Annotated in this window: 14 protein-coding genes; 6 read left to right on the plus strand and 8 right to left on the minus strand. The window is 60.9% G+C overall.

Going from position 1 to position 15,504, the window contains the following annotated elements; translation table 11 throughout:
* The first annotated feature begins 191 nt into the window (after positions 1-191).
* The 4 genes from PZN02_RS14600 to PZN02_RS14615 all read left to right on the plus strand — a co-directional run bounded on the left by PZN02_RS14600 (position 192) and on the right by PZN02_RS14615 (position 3,792).
* Positions 192-860 carry a hypothetical protein gene (locus PZN02_RS14600; protein ID WP_280658686.1) on the plus strand — a complete coding sequence of 223 codons (669 nt, stop codon included), beginning with the start codon at positions 192-194 and terminating at the stop codon, positions 858-860.
* 298 nt (positions 861-1,158) lie between these two features.
* Positions 1,159-1,965, plus strand: coding sequence for a class I SAM-dependent methyltransferase (locus tag PZN02_RS14605; RefSeq protein WP_280658687.1), 807 nt, complete (start codon positions 1,159-1,161; stop codon positions 1,963-1,965).
* Between the two features lie 436 nt (positions 1,966-2,401).
* Positions 2,402-2,710 (plus strand): hypothetical protein, encoded by a 309-nt coding sequence (locus PZN02_RS14610; RefSeq protein ID WP_280658688.1) that lies wholly within the window; start codon positions 2,402-2,404, stop codon positions 2,708-2,710.
* A 263-nt stretch (positions 2,711-2,973) separates the two neighbouring features.
* On the plus strand, positions 2,974-3,792 hold the full coding sequence (locus PZN02_RS14615) for a hypothetical protein (protein ID WP_280658689.1): 819 nt from the start codon (positions 2,974-2,976) through the stop codon (positions 3,790-3,792).
* 105 nt (positions 3,793-3,897) lie between these two features.
* Here the strand turns inward: PZN02_RS14615 and PZN02_RS14620 are convergent, their stop codons facing one another.
* Together PZN02_RS14620 and PZN02_RS14625 are read right to left on the minus strand one after the other, a co-directional pair.
* The gene (locus PZN02_RS14620; protein ID WP_280658690.1) at positions 3,898-4,515 is read right to left on the minus strand and encodes an SAM-dependent methyltransferase; all 618 of its coding nucleotides are present in this window, start codon (positions 4,513-4,515) and stop codon (positions 3,898-3,900) included.
* A gap of 203 nt (positions 4,516-4,718) precedes the next feature.
* A complete protein-coding gene (locus PZN02_RS14625; RefSeq protein ID WP_425336247.1) occupies positions 4,719-5,513 on the minus strand; it encodes a class I SAM-dependent methyltransferase in 795 nt (264 codons plus the stop codon).
* Between the two features lie 204 nt (positions 5,514-5,717).
* Between PZN02_RS14625 and PZN02_RS14630 the strand changes: the two genes are divergently transcribed.
* Complete coding sequence (locus tag PZN02_RS14630) at positions 5,718-7,016, plus strand: PQQ-dependent sugar dehydrogenase (RefSeq protein WP_280658692.1); 1,299 nt, start codon at positions 5,718-5,720, stop codon at positions 7,014-7,016.
* A 180-nt stretch (positions 7,017-7,196) separates the two neighbouring features.
* Here PZN02_RS14630 and PZN02_RS14635 read toward each other — a convergent pair whose 3' ends face one another.
* The 3 genes from PZN02_RS14635 to PZN02_RS14645 all read right to left on the minus strand — a co-directional run bounded on the left by PZN02_RS14635 (position 7,197) and on the right by PZN02_RS14645 (position 12,895).
* Entirely contained in the window at positions 7,197-9,770 is a 2,574-nt protein-coding gene (locus PZN02_RS14635; protein WP_280658693.1) for an SAM-dependent methyltransferase, read from the minus strand.
* Positions 9,767-10,519: a protein-L-isoaspartate(D-aspartate) O-methyltransferase gene (locus tag PZN02_RS14640; protein ID WP_280658694.1), complete on the minus strand. Its 753-nt coding sequence runs from the start codon at positions 10,517-10,519 to the stop codon at positions 9,767-9,769. Before PZN02_RS14640 ends, PZN02_RS14635 begins: the two co-directional genes overlap by 4 nt.
* A 612-nt stretch (positions 10,520-11,131) precedes the next feature.
* Positions 11,132-12,895 carry an adenylate/guanylate cyclase domain-containing protein gene (locus PZN02_RS14645; RefSeq protein ID WP_280658695.1) on the minus strand — a complete coding sequence of 588 codons (1,764 nt, stop codon included), beginning with the start codon at positions 12,893-12,895 and terminating at the stop codon, positions 11,132-11,134.
* Between the two features lie 475 nt (positions 12,896-13,370).
* Between PZN02_RS14645 and PZN02_RS14650 the strand changes: the two genes are divergently transcribed.
* Positions 13,371-13,562, plus strand: a complete 192-nt coding sequence (locus PZN02_RS14650) for a DUF6494 family protein (protein ID WP_280658697.1) — start codon at positions 13,371-13,373, stop codon at positions 13,560-13,562.
* 351 nt (positions 13,563-13,913) lie between these two features.
* Here PZN02_RS14650 and PZN02_RS14655 read toward each other — a convergent pair whose 3' ends face one another.
* The 3 genes from PZN02_RS14655 to PZN02_RS14665 are packed head-to-tail and all read right to left on the minus strand — an operon-like array spanning position 13,914 to position 15,410.
* On the minus strand, positions 13,914-14,525 hold the full coding sequence (locus PZN02_RS14655; protein WP_280658698.1) for a DNA-3-methyladenine glycosylase I: 612 nt from the start codon (positions 14,523-14,525) through the stop codon (positions 13,914-13,916).
* Positions 14,522-14,815: a YciI family protein gene (locus tag PZN02_RS14660; protein ID WP_280658699.1), complete on the minus strand. Its 294-nt coding sequence runs from the start codon at positions 14,813-14,815 to the stop codon at positions 14,522-14,524. Before PZN02_RS14660 ends, PZN02_RS14655 begins: the two co-directional genes overlap by 4 nt.
* Before the next feature lie 13 nt (positions 14,816-14,828).
* Positions 14,829-15,410 (minus strand): TetR/AcrR family transcriptional regulator, encoded by a 582-nt coding sequence (locus tag PZN02_RS14665; RefSeq protein WP_280658700.1) that lies wholly within the window; start codon positions 15,408-15,410, stop codon positions 14,829-14,831.
* Positions 15,411-15,504: the final 94 nt, after the last annotated feature.

Genomic DNA, 15,504 nt, shown 5'->3' on the forward strand with positions numbered 1-15,504 from the left:
GCCTAACTCCCCCGAAAGGTGAACGCCTTCTGAGAAGAGGCTCAACCGCTCCTTGTCGTGGAGTGATGCCGAACGGTCACACCTTCAGCCTTCCTCGATGCCGAAGAAGCACCTTGTCTTCTCCCGCCGCACGTTCGTCAAATTCCTCCCCGTCTGGTTGTGTGACAGTTTCATGACAGGGAGCAGAAGCAATGAGCCGCGAGAATGTCGCGTTTGTCTGTTCGGTAGCCGCCGGCGTCGCCTTGCTCTTCATGATCGGTCTTTCCCGGCCTGACTTGCTGGTCGAGGACAACCTCGTGGAAAGTCTAGGCGCCTTGGGTTTTGCCACGGCATCTCTGCTCGCATTGGGAACGGCCATTCGAAGGCGCGCATCCTTGTCCTCAACTGAGAAGAGCATCCTTGTCGGCACCAGCGGATTGTGTTCGATACTGTTCCTCAGCGAGATCAGTTTCGGCGCCCGCATGCTTCGTCTGCAGATGCCGACAATGCGTGGCGGGGGCGAGTTCGACGGCGGCCACGACATCGTCATCGTGGCCTCCCGGCTATTGAGAGACTCAGGCCCCATCGGCTACCTTGCGGCGGCAGCTGGGGCGCTGCTTCTCCTGACCCTCGCGACTGTGCTTCTTCAAACGTATCGACAAAAGGTCCACGCGATGCTGCGTCAAATTCTCGCGAGGGCGTTTGAATGCCGCTTGGCGCTGGCGGTCGCTATGCTCGCGAGTGCCGTAACGCTCGATCTCGTAACGTCATACAAGGCAGGAATCCTGGAAGAGGTCCTCGAGTTCGGCGCCAGCGGCGTATTGATCCTTGCCATCATCGCATTTCGGCGCGAAACGGGAAGCAAGGTGGTCGCACACTAGAGACTACTGCACGTTTCCTTCAATCGACCTCGATTTAAGGACAAGGACATGCAGCAATTCAAAGTGCTACAGCGTCCTTGCGCGCCTGATAAGGCGCGCGGCTGGCAATTGTCAATTTCATGATTTTCTTCGCAAAAGTAGCGCACCAGGCCGGTGGGAGGTCCGGCTTCACCTTCTCCGATTGCGGCGGTGCCGTAGCGTCGCAAGCGTCCGGTGGAGGGCGCCAATGGCCTGCGTGCCTCGCGGTGTGGTAAGGTCCGCCTTCGGTCCGACTGGAGAGTGCCATCTGGAGAGAGCCATGACGGGTGCATCGACGTTCAACGCCAGCACTGGTGACGGTTATGAGCTGCAGATGGGGCGTTGGAGCCGCCGGCTTGCTGTTCCATTTCTGGCATTCGCCGGGGCTTCGAGCGGTGAACGCGTGCTGGACGTCGGCTGCGGCACCGGTAGCCTGACGTTTCTATTGTCCGAGCGACCCGACCTCGAAGCGATCTGCGGGATAGACTACGCCCCGCCCTACATCGAACACGCGACCCGCAGCAACTCGGATCCGCGCGTCTCCTTCCGCGTCGGCGACGCATGCGCTCTGCCTTTCCCCGACGCGGCGTTCGACCGGGTTCTGTCGCTCCTGATGCTCCACTTCGTCTCCGAGCCGCATCGGGCCGTGGCGGAGATGCGCCGCGTCGCGCGGCCGGGAGTGACGGTCGCGGCCACCGTATGGGACGCGCGCGGCGGCTTTGTTGCCGGTCGCCTATTCCTGGATACCGCGGCTGCGCTCGATCCCACCGCTGGATTGCTTCGGGCGCGCGCCTGCACGCGTCCGATGACCCGGCCGGGCGAACTGGAATCGGCCTGGCGCCAAGCCGGCCTTGCCGAGGTCGAGACGGCAGAGCTTGCGATACGCATGGAGTTCGCTTCCTTCGACGACTACTGGGCGCCATACCTCGGCAAGGATGGGCCGGGCGCCGAATATGTCGCGACACTCGATGAGCAGGCACGCACAAGTCTGCGCGATGCGGTGCGTTCTGCTTACCTCGACGGTGACGTCGATGGTCCACGATCCTACATGGCGGTCGCCTGGGCCGTGAAGGGAATCGTGTCCTGAGCCCACGGAGCGCGCATATACTCGATCGGTTCCCTGTGCATGATAGAGGCGAGGGCGGGGCACACTGACTCCTCATTCCCGTGCTCGTCACAGGAGATTCCAGCCGGTCACACGCGAAAAAAGCGATGAAATCAATGGCGACGGCGCTCGAAAGCGGCTTCGGGGTAACACTGAGGGTAAATCAAAAAAAGCTGTGGAAAAACGGCCGCTTAGCCGAAAATCCGCGTAAGCGGTAACCTCGTCCCGCCTCTTTCGAGGCCGGGGCGGCGCAGTCAGTTTCCATGCATTGACGACTCGCGCCACCTTTGCGATCTCGACCCTCTCTTCTACCGACGCGCAACCCCAATTGTTCTTGGATAGCATGTTAAGACAGCATGGCTTGAAACTTAACGCGACTCGCATAAGCTGGCTCAACCTAAGAGGGAGGGCTGGAATTTTGGCATTAACGACCAAGGACGCATCAGTAATTCTCGGCATGGTCGCGAGGGGCGACAAACGCCATGACATCGCTGCATGGTACGGTGAAAATCAGGCGCGTATCGCTGAAGTCGAACAGGGTGCTTACGGTAACTTGACCGCTGCACCGGCCAACGTGTTGCCGCCGAAGGGTGCTCCGGGGCCGAAGGGTCGTCGTCTTAGAAGCAAGGTCATGAAGGCCGTGGAGGCACTGGAAGGCAATGACACCGCGACAGCGTTGCAACTCTTGAAAGACGGCTTAGCAGACTTTGCAAAGAACGAGGCTTAGAAGCTTGCTACCACCACAGACTTCGGCTTGGGAGGTGGACTGCCGTCGTTCGCACTCTCGATTACTACGGGCAGAATGCGGACAAAGCCGGTCATTCGATGCGACTGAGCAGGCGACCCGCGTGGTTGCCGCACTGATCGGCGCGACGGGCGGAAAAGCCGCCCTTTGGCGGTGTGGCATTGTGCACGCGGCATCCGCACAAAGCCGTTGACCGCAGGCGCGGATTTTTCAGGGGTTTGCATAAGTTGAGCGGTGAGGGGCGCATGTCTGAAAGAACCAGGAAGTTTTCAGATGAGCTGGATAAGCTCATTGAGGACGGCCAAATGCTGTCCTGGGCGATGGAATACGATTGCAAGCCGGACCAGTTTAGGGAGGTTTACCTAAAGTTATTCAATGGAGATGAAACGAAACTGAAGTCGCTCCTAAAGAAACTGCCAAACTTTAGAAGCGAGTATCAAGCTTGGTACTCGAAAGCGCATGCCGTGATAAAGCAGGTGATGCCCGACAGACTTTCTGACTTCATATCGTATTTTGATGTCCCCAAGGGGCGGAAGGCCATCACGTTCCAGAATTACATGATCCGCGACTACCTGCAGGGGCTAAATGTAACGCGTGGATGGCAGAAGGACGTCGTTGCGGACGGTAGTGCTGCGATTCCCGAGTTCACTCAACAGCTTAACATGGTGAAGGCTGCCAAGGCTACGCTTGATTCCACTTTGATGGACCTCAAGGCCGTACTGCAAGCCGATCTGTTTGACACCGAGATTGAGACTGCAGGGGTCTTGGCGAAGGCTGGGTATTTGCGGGCAGCTGGCGCTATTTGCGGGGTGGTTATCGAAAAACACCTTCTGCACGTTTGCGACGTTCACAACGTGACCGTGCGCAAGAGGAATCCGGGCATTTCGGACCTGAGCCAATTGCTTAGGGATGCAGACGTAACCACGGTGCCACAGTGGCGGTTCATTCAGCACCTCGCTGACATTCGGAATATCTGTGACCATGCAAAGGGGCGCGAACCTACGAAAGAGGAAATCGACGATCTGGTGGCCGGGGCAGAAAAGGTGCTTAAGACGATCTTCTGATCTGGTTTTGAGCAGCCCTCGTAGAGCTCACATGATGTTTGAGCATTTGCGAAGGCAAGCATGAATGGCCGCTTTCGGAGTGCCACTTTTGGGGACCGAACCACCCTAGAGGTAATCTCGGGAACGTTCGAGCGATTTCCGACATGGCGGAACCCACGATAGGCGAGGCGGCAGAAGCGCCTCTCCTTTCTGCCAGACAAACCAGGCATAGCCGGTGGCAGTGGAGGCCTTCTGATCGACGCGCCCTTTAACCATTGGCACCCGTTCAGAGAACTGAGCGAAAACCGTTGGGGGTTTTTCCTTGAAGATCGTTTCGTACCGGCCGACGCTTTCTAGGAAGACAGTTCTCGCCAAGATTGCCACTCCACGACGAGCGACTGTCATTGCTCTTGCAACAAACTCTTCCGCGAGGCGGAACGGGGGGTTTGTTATCACCCAGTCGTGCGAATGCCCTTCGTAAGGGTGTGTCAGGAAATCGCGTATTGCACCAAAACCATACGGATACGCATCAGCGGAATCGACGGATAGGAAATATTCGGCTAGGGGCCGGGACATATATCCTCGCCCGCACGCGGGTTCCAGACATGTCATTGAGCGAACATTTTCCGCTCCAATAACGTGCTCTACCAGCGCCCGAGTTGCCCATGGCGGTGTCGGGAAATCGTCGGGGCTGTCCGCAGGCTCGAAGCGCTGCGCCATAACGGCGTGCGATGTATTTTGCATGCGCTTCTTCTACGCCCCTCTTTTTCGCAAGGAAATCGCCCGTCAAAGCAGCATCGGACTTATCCGCAGAATACGGTCTCAATTGAAAAGCAATGGTTACTCTGTGTACCGCAATCGGCATCTTCATCCCCTTTGGATGCGGAGCGCTGTCGGCGGGTAGGGGAACGGGGCCCTCCGCAATTCCAGACGGAAGCTGGATTTGCCTAGGCCGGACGCTCCGCCATCACCAGCAGCAGGAAGGCGGCGAGGTCTCGCCAGCGGGCGAACCGGGGAACGGCGTCGCAGGCCTCGGGCGATGGCTGCGGCTCTTCAATTCGCCTGATCCGAAACCCGGCCGCGGCGATCGCGTTGAGGTAATCGCTGATCGTTCGAGGAAAGCGCGGCACGGCGAACGGCACGACCTCCTCGTCTTTCGGGCGATCCCCAAAGCGCCAGTGCTCGGTGAAGCTGGTCCGGTCGAAGTAGTTCGACACGCAGAGCGCCACCGTGGCTCCTTCGCGATCCTTCTCCCAATGCAGCCCCGGCGTGATGAAGCAGGGATGAAGAACGCTGAAGGCGATGAAGCCGCCGGGGCGCAGCAGCCGATAGGCCTCCTTCATCGCGCCTTCGAAATCGGGCCCGTCCATCAAAGCCATGGTGGAAAGGACGGCATCGAAAGAGGCATCGGGAAACCCTGTATCTGCACTGTAGGACGACACCTTGTAGCTGATCCCCAGCGGGTCGGCCTCTTCCGCCCGGCGGGCGTGATCGATCAGCCGTTCGGAAATGTCGATGCCTGTCAGCCGGGCGCCCATCCGTGCGAGCCGCCGCGTGTTCGTGCCCTCACCACAGCCGAAATCGATGATTTCAAGGCCACCGAGCGGCGGCAGGAATTCTTGAAATGCGGGGAAGGTGAAGCGGTCGCGGTAAACGTCGTAGCCATCCCGGACATCGCGCGTCCACTGATCGGCATTCGCGTTCCAGCGCGCGGCCACTTCGGCGTGAGACCCATCCGTCATTGCCCGACCTCCTGCTGCATGGTTCCTTGAATCGGAATCGATTTAAGGACAAAACCATGCGGAAATTCAAAGTGCCACAAGGTTGCGTGCCGGGCGGAGGCAGCGCGCTCTCAACCTGGCGACGTGTCCACAGAAACATTGCAGTTTGAGGATACCCACCCGCAGACGCTTCGGGTAGCGTGCGCATCAGGGTTAGGAGGACACATGGGCCTATCAGATATTTTCGGTCGACTGGTCGCACTGATCGGCGCCGTAACAATCCTTTTGCGGCACCGAGACGGTGATTCCCTGGAACCGGCCTATGGCAGCGCACCGAAAATCCCGAGAGCTAAGCCGCAGGGCATTCCGACCCTGAAGATGCCGACAGCCAAGGGATGGACAGCGGAGCAAGTGCCGACGGCGGCGGCCGGGCTCAAGGTGAACGCATTTGCGGCCGGGCTCAAACATCCCCGTTGGATTCACGTGTTGCCGAATGGCGACGTACTGGTCGCCGAGGCACTGAGCGAGCCGGGGGGCATCAAATCCGCCTTCGACTACGCCATGTTCAGCACGATGAAGCGCGCCGCCGCAGTGGGCGCAAGTCCGAACCGCATCACGCTGTTGCGGGATGCGGATGGCGACGGCGTGGCCGAGATACGCACGGCATTTCTCGAGGGACTCAATCAGCCGTTCGGCATGGCGTTGCTGGGCGATAGGTTGTATGTCGGCAACACGGACGGGGTGGTTGCGTTCCCGTATGAAACGGGTGAAACGCGTATCACCACGACAGGGCGAAAGCTTACGGACTTCAAGGCCGGCGGGCATTGGACGCGGAGCCTGCTTGCGAGCCGCGATGGACGAAAGCTTTTCATCGGCGTCGGTTCGCTCAGCAACATAGGCGAGCACGGCATGGCGGCAGAGGAAGGACGGGCCGCCATCCACGAGCTTGACCTCGAGAGTGGTGAGCACCGCATATTTGCCTCCGGCCTGCGCAACCCGGTGGGCATGGCGTGGGAGCCGACGACAGATGCACTCTGGACGGTGGTTAATGAGCGCGACGGCCTGGGGGACGAGACGCCTCCCGACTATCTGACGTCAGTGCGCGACGGCGGCTTCTACGGATGGCCCTATTGCTACTGGGGGCAGATCGTGGACGACCGGGTGCCGCAGGACCCGGCGATGGTCGCGACCGCCATAACGCCGGACTATGCCTTGGGCGGGCACACTGCATCGCTCGGGCTTTGCTGGCTTCCCGCAGGCACTCTGCCCGGCTTCCCCGACGGTATGGTCATCGGGCAGCATGGCTCCTGGAACCGCAGCACGCTGCGCGGCTACAAGGTTGTCTTCGTGCCGTTCGTGAATGGACGTCCAGCCGGGCCTCCGCGCGACATTCTGACCGGTTTCCTTTCGCCTGACGAACGGGCGTCCTATGGACGGCCGGTCGGAGTTACCATCGGCCCGGACGGCTCCCTGTTGGTGGCGGACGATGTCGGCGATGTGATCTGGCGCGTGACGGGCGAGTGAGGCTGAACGCGCAACGGGTGCCGCGCACCGCAGGGGAATGGCGTTGCACGCCATTGCTGAAATGCAGGGAACGTGAAGAAGTCGCGGTAAACGCTCCGCGCGCCCCTGCTGATATCATCTCCGTCCTGTTGACATGGGTGAGCCCTTCCGACCCCGCATTGCTGTGCTTGTCACAGGAATTCAGCAGCGGCGCGTCGGCAGCGCCTCCGTGTAGCCGATGCGTGTGTGGGCTTCGGGTCGTCCATGCTCGCCGTGGCTGGCGGTTGGCTTAACGTGCGAACGGTTCCGATCAGGAACAGAGCCTTGCGACGTCTGCTTGTCGTATCGGTCCCGCCACCCGGCAAGCAAGGCCGGGGCGGCGAGATAGAGGATCGTGGCGATCGTCACCACCCCGGTGAAGCCGATATGCATTGCAAGCAGGGCGGCGAGGATCGCGCTCAGCACCGACGCGCAGCCATTGATCCCCCACGCCCAGGGAAGAAATTCCTCCGAGCGTGCGCCGACGTGGCCGAGGCCGAGGGGGAAGGGCATGCCCATGAAGACGGCGAGCGGCGCTATGAGGAGGAGGGCGATTGCGATCTTCGCGGCATCCGGGAGTGCCAGCAGCCGTTCGAATATCGAGGGCAGCGCGATGAGGTAGGTGCCCGCCAGGAATGCGATCACCACGACGGCGAGGGTGATGGCGCGCACCGCCGATCCGCCTCCGACCGCCGCCATCCAGCGTCCCGCGACCGCGCTACCGAGACCCGCGAAGGCAAGGAAACCCGCAAGCACGACAGCGACAGCGTAGAGCGGATGGCCGAGGAACAGCATGAAGCGCTGGATGAAGGCGATCTCGATGAAGAGGAAGGCCAGGCCCAAGGCCAGGAAATAGAGCCCGAAGCGCAGCCGGGGCACGGCTCTCCCGATTGCGCGCCGGCGAAGCCAGAGCGGCAGCAGGATCAGGACGACACTGAGGATGGCGGCCTGGACGAGCGTCGCCACCAGGATCAGGTAGCCCCAGTCGAGCATCGCCGCCCCACCTTGGGTTCTGAGCGCCAGGAGTTCGGGCAGGGCGCGCCAACGGAAAAAGTCGAAGAAATAGGGCCTGTTGTCAGTAGCCGGCGCAATATCGAACTTGTAGCGCTCGGTGAAGTCGGCTCGCTCGGGGCCGAGGAGGGCGAGGGCTCCCTCGTAGAGATATTCCTGGTCGAGTTGATTGTAGCGGTTCACGTCGCTCGCCGAGATGCCCGGCACCCAGGAGATGTCAAAGAAATTCTCGCCCGAAAAGCCGCGGATGGCTGCGACGTCCTCGCCAGTGAGCGGCGACTTGGCGACGATGAGGGTTGCGGTATTCCAGCTCCGGATCAGCGCCAGGTGCCGGCCGGGCTCGGACACGCCCTCCGCTTCAAGCGCTGCGATAGCCGTGGCGAACAACTTGAGGACGTCGCGCGGCGGCACCCGCAGCCATCGCGTGATGGCGACGACGCCATCCGGTCTCAGTGCCGTCAGGTAATCCCGCATTGCTTCCACGGTATAGGTGTAGTTCTCATGCATGCTCTGCACGCCGGCCGCGGCCGCGCTGAAGGAGTCGAGGAGCGGCATCTGGATCAGGTCGTAACGCTCGCCAGTCGTTGCAGCGAAGGCGCGCGCCTCGGCCAGATGCAGATTGACGTTCGGTCGGCTGAAGATGCCGCCGACGAAACTCGCGAAGCGATTGCGAGCGAGGTCGATCATCTGCGGGTTGACCTCTACAGCGTCCACGACATCGGCTCCGGCGCGGAGCGCCAGCAGTACCTGCTCGCCGCCCCCAGCACCGAGGATCAGCATTCGCGGACGCGCAAGCAGCCGGTACGGGAGCGCCGCCGTCGTCCGGTCGAGATAAGCGACCGTCGCCGGATCGCCGCCATAGGCGGTCATCGCCGTAATACTGTCGCCATCGCTGAAGACGGCGAGTTGCGCGGGCGGCTCTTGCACGTTGGCGAGGCTGAGGCCCGGCGCGTAGCGGAAAGGGACGGTCGGGCTCTCGACGACCGTCAGCAGTCCGAGCGGGTTCGATCGCTCCTCGACCACCCGCGCGTTCGGGACTTCGAGAGCCATGCGGAGGCCCTTGTACTCGGACATGTGCGGGCCGGTAGCGGTAAAGGACGGCGGCAGCCACACCGCAATGACCGCGGCTGCAAGCCCGAGGCCGCCCGCGACGAGCCGCCGATGGCGAGCCATGCCGGTCGCGGCAAGCGCAGCCGCCGCAAATCCCAGCGCTGCTACGAAGCGCAGTGCGGTAGAGGGAAAGACCAGGAACAGGAGTCCGACGATGCCCAGCGCACCGATCCCGGCGCCGATGAGGTCGAAGGCATAGACGCGTCCGATCTGATCAGGGTGGCGGCTGAAGGCAAGGCCGATACAGGTTGCCCCAAAAAAGAACGGCAGGATCAGGAGAGCATAGCTGGCCGCGAGCCAACCGAGCTGCCCCGGATTCCAGACGATCTCGAGCGCGTTGAACGGCAGGCGTTCGGCACCGGCGAAGCTTGCAACCGCGGTAACGCCGAACAGCGCTGCCGACGCTGCGAAGGCGGCCGGGTACCTTTGCATCAGGGGGCGGCGGGCCAGCGCAACGAATGTACCGCTCGCGCCGAAGCCGAGCAGCGCGATGCTTATGATCATATAGGCAAATTGATGCCACTGAATGATCGAAAAGAGCCGCATCAGCAGCACTTCATGAGCAAGAGTTGCCGCCGATATGAGACCGACCGGCAGCAGTCGCCCCGCTGTCATTGGGCCCTGCCTCCCCGCAGCGGCACAAAGCCCACCGGCAGCAGCTGCCGGGTCGTGATGCTTCCATCCTGTCGCTTCTCGACCAGCATGAGAAATTGGGTCGCGAAGGGAGCCCCCACGGGGACGACCATCCGGCCGCCTTTGGCGAGCTGCTCGACCAGCGGCGGCGGGATGTGACTGGCCGCGGCAGTCACCACGATCCCGTCGAAGGGCGCGTGCGCAGGCCAACCATAGTAACCGTCGCCTACCTTCACTTCGACATTATCGTAGCGGAGCTCCGCGAGGCGGGCGGCCGCCCTTTGGCCCAGTTCCGGTATGATCTCGATCGAGTAGACCTTCGCTGCGTGCGGCGACAGGACGGCTGCCTGATAACCCGAGCCGGTGCCGATCTCGAGGACAGTGTCGCCAGGCCCGGCGTTGATCAGGTCGGTCATCAGCGCGACGATGAAGGGTTGCGAGATGGTCTGACCGTGTCCGATCGGCAGTGGCCGATCTCGATAGGCCGCACCGCGCTGCTCCTCGGGCACAAACAAGTGGCGCGGCACCTTCGCCATCGTCTGCAGCACTGCCGGATCGATGCCCTGGCCCTCGACCGCTGACGGCGCTGAGCGGGCGTGCGATTTGATCGTTGCGATCATCGCTGCACGCTCGCCGGCGTGATCCTGAGCGGGCGCGGATGTCGAAACCACGGCGGCAGCGCTCGCCAGAACCGCGGCCAGTAACGCTTGGCAATGGGCTAGAGGACGCATGAACTCTCTCCCGGCTATCACGCAAGAGTATAGTGGCGGCGGTGGCAATTTTGAATAAACCTCGCCCGGCTCTGCGGAACAGGATGGGGCAGGGTGCATCAGGTACAGATCAGGAATTAGAACATGATGGAACGCCGGGTCCGCGCGCCCGTATTACCCACATGCATGACATTGTTGTCCAAGACGGATGGGAATCGGCAAGATCGACCCCCTTGCCGTCATTCGCGGAGAGCATCGGAATTTCCGGTGCCGGCCCGAACCGGCCATTGCCGCTGCACGGCGGCAACGACGCGAAAGGCGTGGAGAGGGGTCGTTCGTTGCGGGCAATAACTAGAACCGTAGTCGCGCTGCCTGCCGCCGCCCGCCCGCGCGATGTCATCTACCTATGCCTGGGCACATCCGTGCGCGATCAGCGACACTCCGCCATACATTTGTGCTGACACAGTCCGCGCGTGCGAAGGTGTTTGCTTCCGCCGGCCTTCCAATGGCGTCGACGCAATGGCCAGAGCTGGATCGGGAAACTTGGACAGGGGTTATAAGTGGAACTTCTGCCTGAACACGGCATAGAAAGCCGGGAACAGGAGTCTTCTAAGTGACGCGACTATTCTTCGATCAGACGCTTCTCCCCGGGGGGAGCCCATGCTCAATCAACCTGTCGAGGTAGTCGCAGTAAGGACTGCTTTCATAGAATGGGTGGGCCGCCTCTCGGACGTATTCCGCGTTCAGGTTTGGAAACTTCTTCAAAGCATCAGAGATCCAGATCCTCACTTCATCGGTATTGCCCGCCCTGAGGGCGAGCAACGCTGCCCCAATGAATGGATAATAGGTTGTGCGTTCGAAGGACGCGCCTTCCCGTAGATGCATCCGGGCCGTTGAGAGGTCATCGGGCTCGCCTCTCAGCATCAAGCCGATACCGAGTAGTGTCTTGAACGCAAACATAGACGGATCGTGAGGACTGAGATCGATGGCATCTTGTGCGGCTCTAATCGTCGTATCGGCGTCCCTGAGCCGCACGGCTGCCATTCCATGTGCGAAGTGAAGAAACGCGTAGTTGGGATTTAATGCAAGGCCCTGTTCAGCGACAGGCATGGCCTCAGCCGCTCGCCCGCCCACCGTAAGAAGGAGCGACATCATCGCGTACGCGATATCGCTCCGCCTGTCGATTTCTAAGGCCTTCGTGGCGAACGATAGTCCTTCCCTGACAGCGACAGGCACGTCTGCGGCACGCCCCCAAAGGACGAGTGCGTATCGGTGACGAGCTAAATAGGCGTAGGGAAGTGCGAAATTCGGATCGTGTTCGAGCGCTTGTCGAAGGAACTTCTCGGCAGTGGCTTGAGAACCTGCTTCGAAGGAGAGTAATTCAGCAAAGCCGCGGTGACAGAGTTCCCAAGCAGTAAGATTGTCCGTCGATTTGGCGAGGGCGAGGCCCCGTTCGTGCGCTCCCAGTTCTGGTTCGATGCCCGCGATAATCCGGCGCGTTATCTCGTCCTGCACATCAAAAAAATCCGCGATCGGACGATCCCACCGCTCGGCCCAGATGTGTGCTCCGGACAGCGCGTCGATTAGCTGTACAGTGATCCTCAACCGATCACCGGACCGCCGAACCGATCCTTCCACGACATAGCGCACACCAAGTTCCCGGGCGATCTTGCGTACGTCCTTGGCTGTTCCCTTGTAGGCGAAAGTCGAGTTGCGAGCGATCACGAACAACCATCGAAAGCGACTTAGTTCCGTGATGATGTCTTCGACCAGTCCGTCGACAAAGGAGTCCTGATCGGGCGTGGCAGAAAAATTCTGAAATGGGAGAACCGCGATCGAAGCACGTTCCTGTCCAGAGAACCGAACCGGGCTGGGCGCTGCGCCGTCCAACTCGACCTGCCACACGTCAATTGGTTCGGGGATGTTCTTAACGGACTGTGGCCCGAGCCACGTCATCCCAGCCTCTATCTTGCCTTGCACATGATCGTAGATTGCACGAGATATGCAGATGCCTCCGGCGGGTGCAATGGTTTCCAGACGCGCAGTGATGTTGACGCAGTCGCCGAGGATGTCGTCCCCATCGATCACCACGTCTCCCAGATGAATACCGATCCGGAAACGCAGACGTCGGTCTTCCCCTTGAGGAGACTCGCGCGAGATCAAGTTGCGCTGCATCAGAAGAGCCGCTCTTACCGCCAACACTGGCGATGGGAAATCGACTAGGAGCCCGTCGCCCATGGTTTTGACGATGCGGCCACCGCCTTCCATAATCGCCGGGTCAATCACATAGGTTCGCGCGTCGCGCAGCCGCGAAATGGTACCTTCCTCGTCCGCCGCCATGAGACGAGAATAGCCGACCAAATCGGCAGCCATTATTGTGGTAAGACGACGTTCCACACTTGCCCCTCCGCCAAGAAAATACAGTACCGCCTGATAAGCAAATGCGAAAGCGCTCTGAGCAGCGACTGCGGCGCGTCCATGTTCATTTCGGAATGTCTGCTGAGTGGCCGAATCCGACCTGCCCATCGGGTGTCTTGAACGTCCGGAAATGGCGCATCATGCCCATTCAGCTCCCGTCGTCCGACTTCCGCTGTCCACCCACCCGTGACCTTGAGGAACGCAAAAGGCTGCGATGTTACCTGGGGAACTATCCGATGATGGGGCATGATCTATCTTCCCCTCAACGCGCAGTTCCTCCCGCTGCGCAAGCCACCGATCGGTTCCGCTCCTCCTCCCAAGGGGCCGATCCAGAGACCCCGACGCCTCCTCCCGGCTCGGGGTCTTTTTCTGTGGCGTCAACCATCCCCCTTCCTCCTTCCTTGACCGCTTGCCTTCCCTTACAATCCCTCCCGGACAGGAGAGGAGTTCCGCCATGAGTGAAGACGCCTTCAACATGTCGATCCGCAAGTTCCTGAAGGAAGTCGGCGTCACGTCGCAGCGCAAGCTGGAGGAGCTAGTGCGCGAAGGGCAGGTCGGCAGCAAGAAGCTGAAGGTCCGCATGACGCTGACGGCGGAAGGCACCGGCCTCAACCACGTCGTGGACGGCGAGATCGAACTTCCATAGGTCGGGTGAAGCGATCTACGGCGCCTGCGCGCCTTTATCGGACGCCACAGTACACTGCAGCAATGCAATTGGGTTGGCGGATGCTTTTTTGCCCTCATTCCTGTGACAAGCACAGGAATGAGGGTCGAGGAGAGCCTTGCCGCATGGCAACCGAGGAGGCGCAGTACGGTACTGTCGTGTAGCGTGATCGGACGCGCAAAGGACGCCGCAGCACTATGAATTGCTGCAGCTACGATTTAAGGAAACATGCAGGAGGCGCCTGCTTGAGACGAATTAGCTAAGGACCGACCCGCTGCGGACCTTGGCACCTGAGCCGATAAACAGCTTCGTTGAGCTCAAAGGTGCCATGCATCATGATATAGATCGACGCAAAGCCGATCGCGCCTTTTCGACTTCGGGCCGCATGATGCAATCCTCAGCATGGTCATTGACCAACCCCATCGCCTGCATAAAGGCATACACGGTGGTGGGGCCAACGAATTTCCATCCGCGCTTACGCAGTTCCTTTGACAGTGCTTCGGAGGCGGGTGAGGTCGAACGGCTTTGCGGCCGCGCACCATCATCGTCTGGCTGGAACCGCCACACGAATGCCGCCAGGGAGCCTTCCGTCTCCACCAGCTCGCAGGCGCGGCCCGCATTGTTGATGACGGCCTCGATCTTGCCGCGATGACGGACGATCCCCGCATCTGCCAGTAACCTGGTCACATCGGCCTCATCGAACAGCGCCACCTTGCGGAAATCGAAGCCGGCGAAAGCGGCGCGAAAATTCTCGCGCTTGGTAAGAATGGTGCGCCAGCTTAAGCCCGACTGGAAGCTTTCGAGGCAGAGCTTTTCGAATAGTCTTACGTCATCCACGACGGGAAAGCCCCATTCGCGATCGTGGTAGTCGAAGAATTCCGGCGCGGCCGCGCACCAGCGACAACGAGGGCGACCGTCCGGGCCGGGAACGGTTGCCGCGCTCATGCTGCCGCCTTCACGAAATCCAGGGCGGAAACGGTGCGCTTCGGATCGATTTCGTAAGTCTCGGCGGTCACGATCCCATGCACGACGAACGGGTCGGCGGCGATGCGCGCATCGTGCGCATCACGACTTTCCCCATGGGCGATGATCGCGCCTCCTGCGGCGGGCTGAAGCGAGCCGATGCAGAGGAACACGCCATCGGCGAAGCCCTGCGCGATCCAGGCGTTATGCGCCGCCATGAATTCCGGCGCGGCGGTGCGGTTCTCCGCAAATTTCAGGAAGGTGACGAACATCTGTGCTCCTTGATCATGGGGATTGCGAAAGGTCGGGCAGGGACGCTAGCCAATGTTCAATCCCGGCCACTTCGTTGCGGATGAATGCCTCGTCCTTGAAGGCGGTCGCCATCACCGCCACCCCCTGCGACCAGGACAGAAGATGCAGCGCCAGTGCCTCGGCCTGGTCAGCGGCCCCAAGGGCACGCATCTGTTCGGTCAGCCAGTCGCGGAACAGGCGGAGGATTTCGGTCGCGCGGCCCTGCGCGGCGTGGTCCAGCTTGGCGAGTTCGGAGCAAAGCGTTCCGACTGGGCAGCCGAAATCCATGATCTGGGTCCGGTTGGCGATCAGCATGTGAATGAAGGACAAGATGCGCTCGCGCGGACTTTCGCCCTCGACCTGCCAGCCGTCGAGCATCGCGCGTGTCCGCTCCATTCTGCGGGCAATCACGGCATCCAGTATGTCGTCCTTGGTCTTGAAGTGGTGATAGAAATTCCCGCGCGAGATGCCCACAGCTGCGGCGATGTCAGCAAAGGACGTGGCATCGAATCCGCTCTCGTAGAAGAGGGCATCCGCCTTTTCGACAATCAGGTCATGGGTTGACTGTGCTGGCATTCACGTCCGACGCTCATGTTTGCGTACATTAGAACTAGGACGACTGTCCTAGTTCTGTCAAGACGGGAACGGGAGGCAGCTTTGGCTGGCTGAA

Source organism: Sinorhizobium garamanticum, assembly GCF_029892065.1.
Classification (GTDB): Bacteria; Pseudomonadota; Alphaproteobacteria; order Rhizobiales; family Rhizobiaceae; genus Sinorhizobium; species Sinorhizobium garamanticum.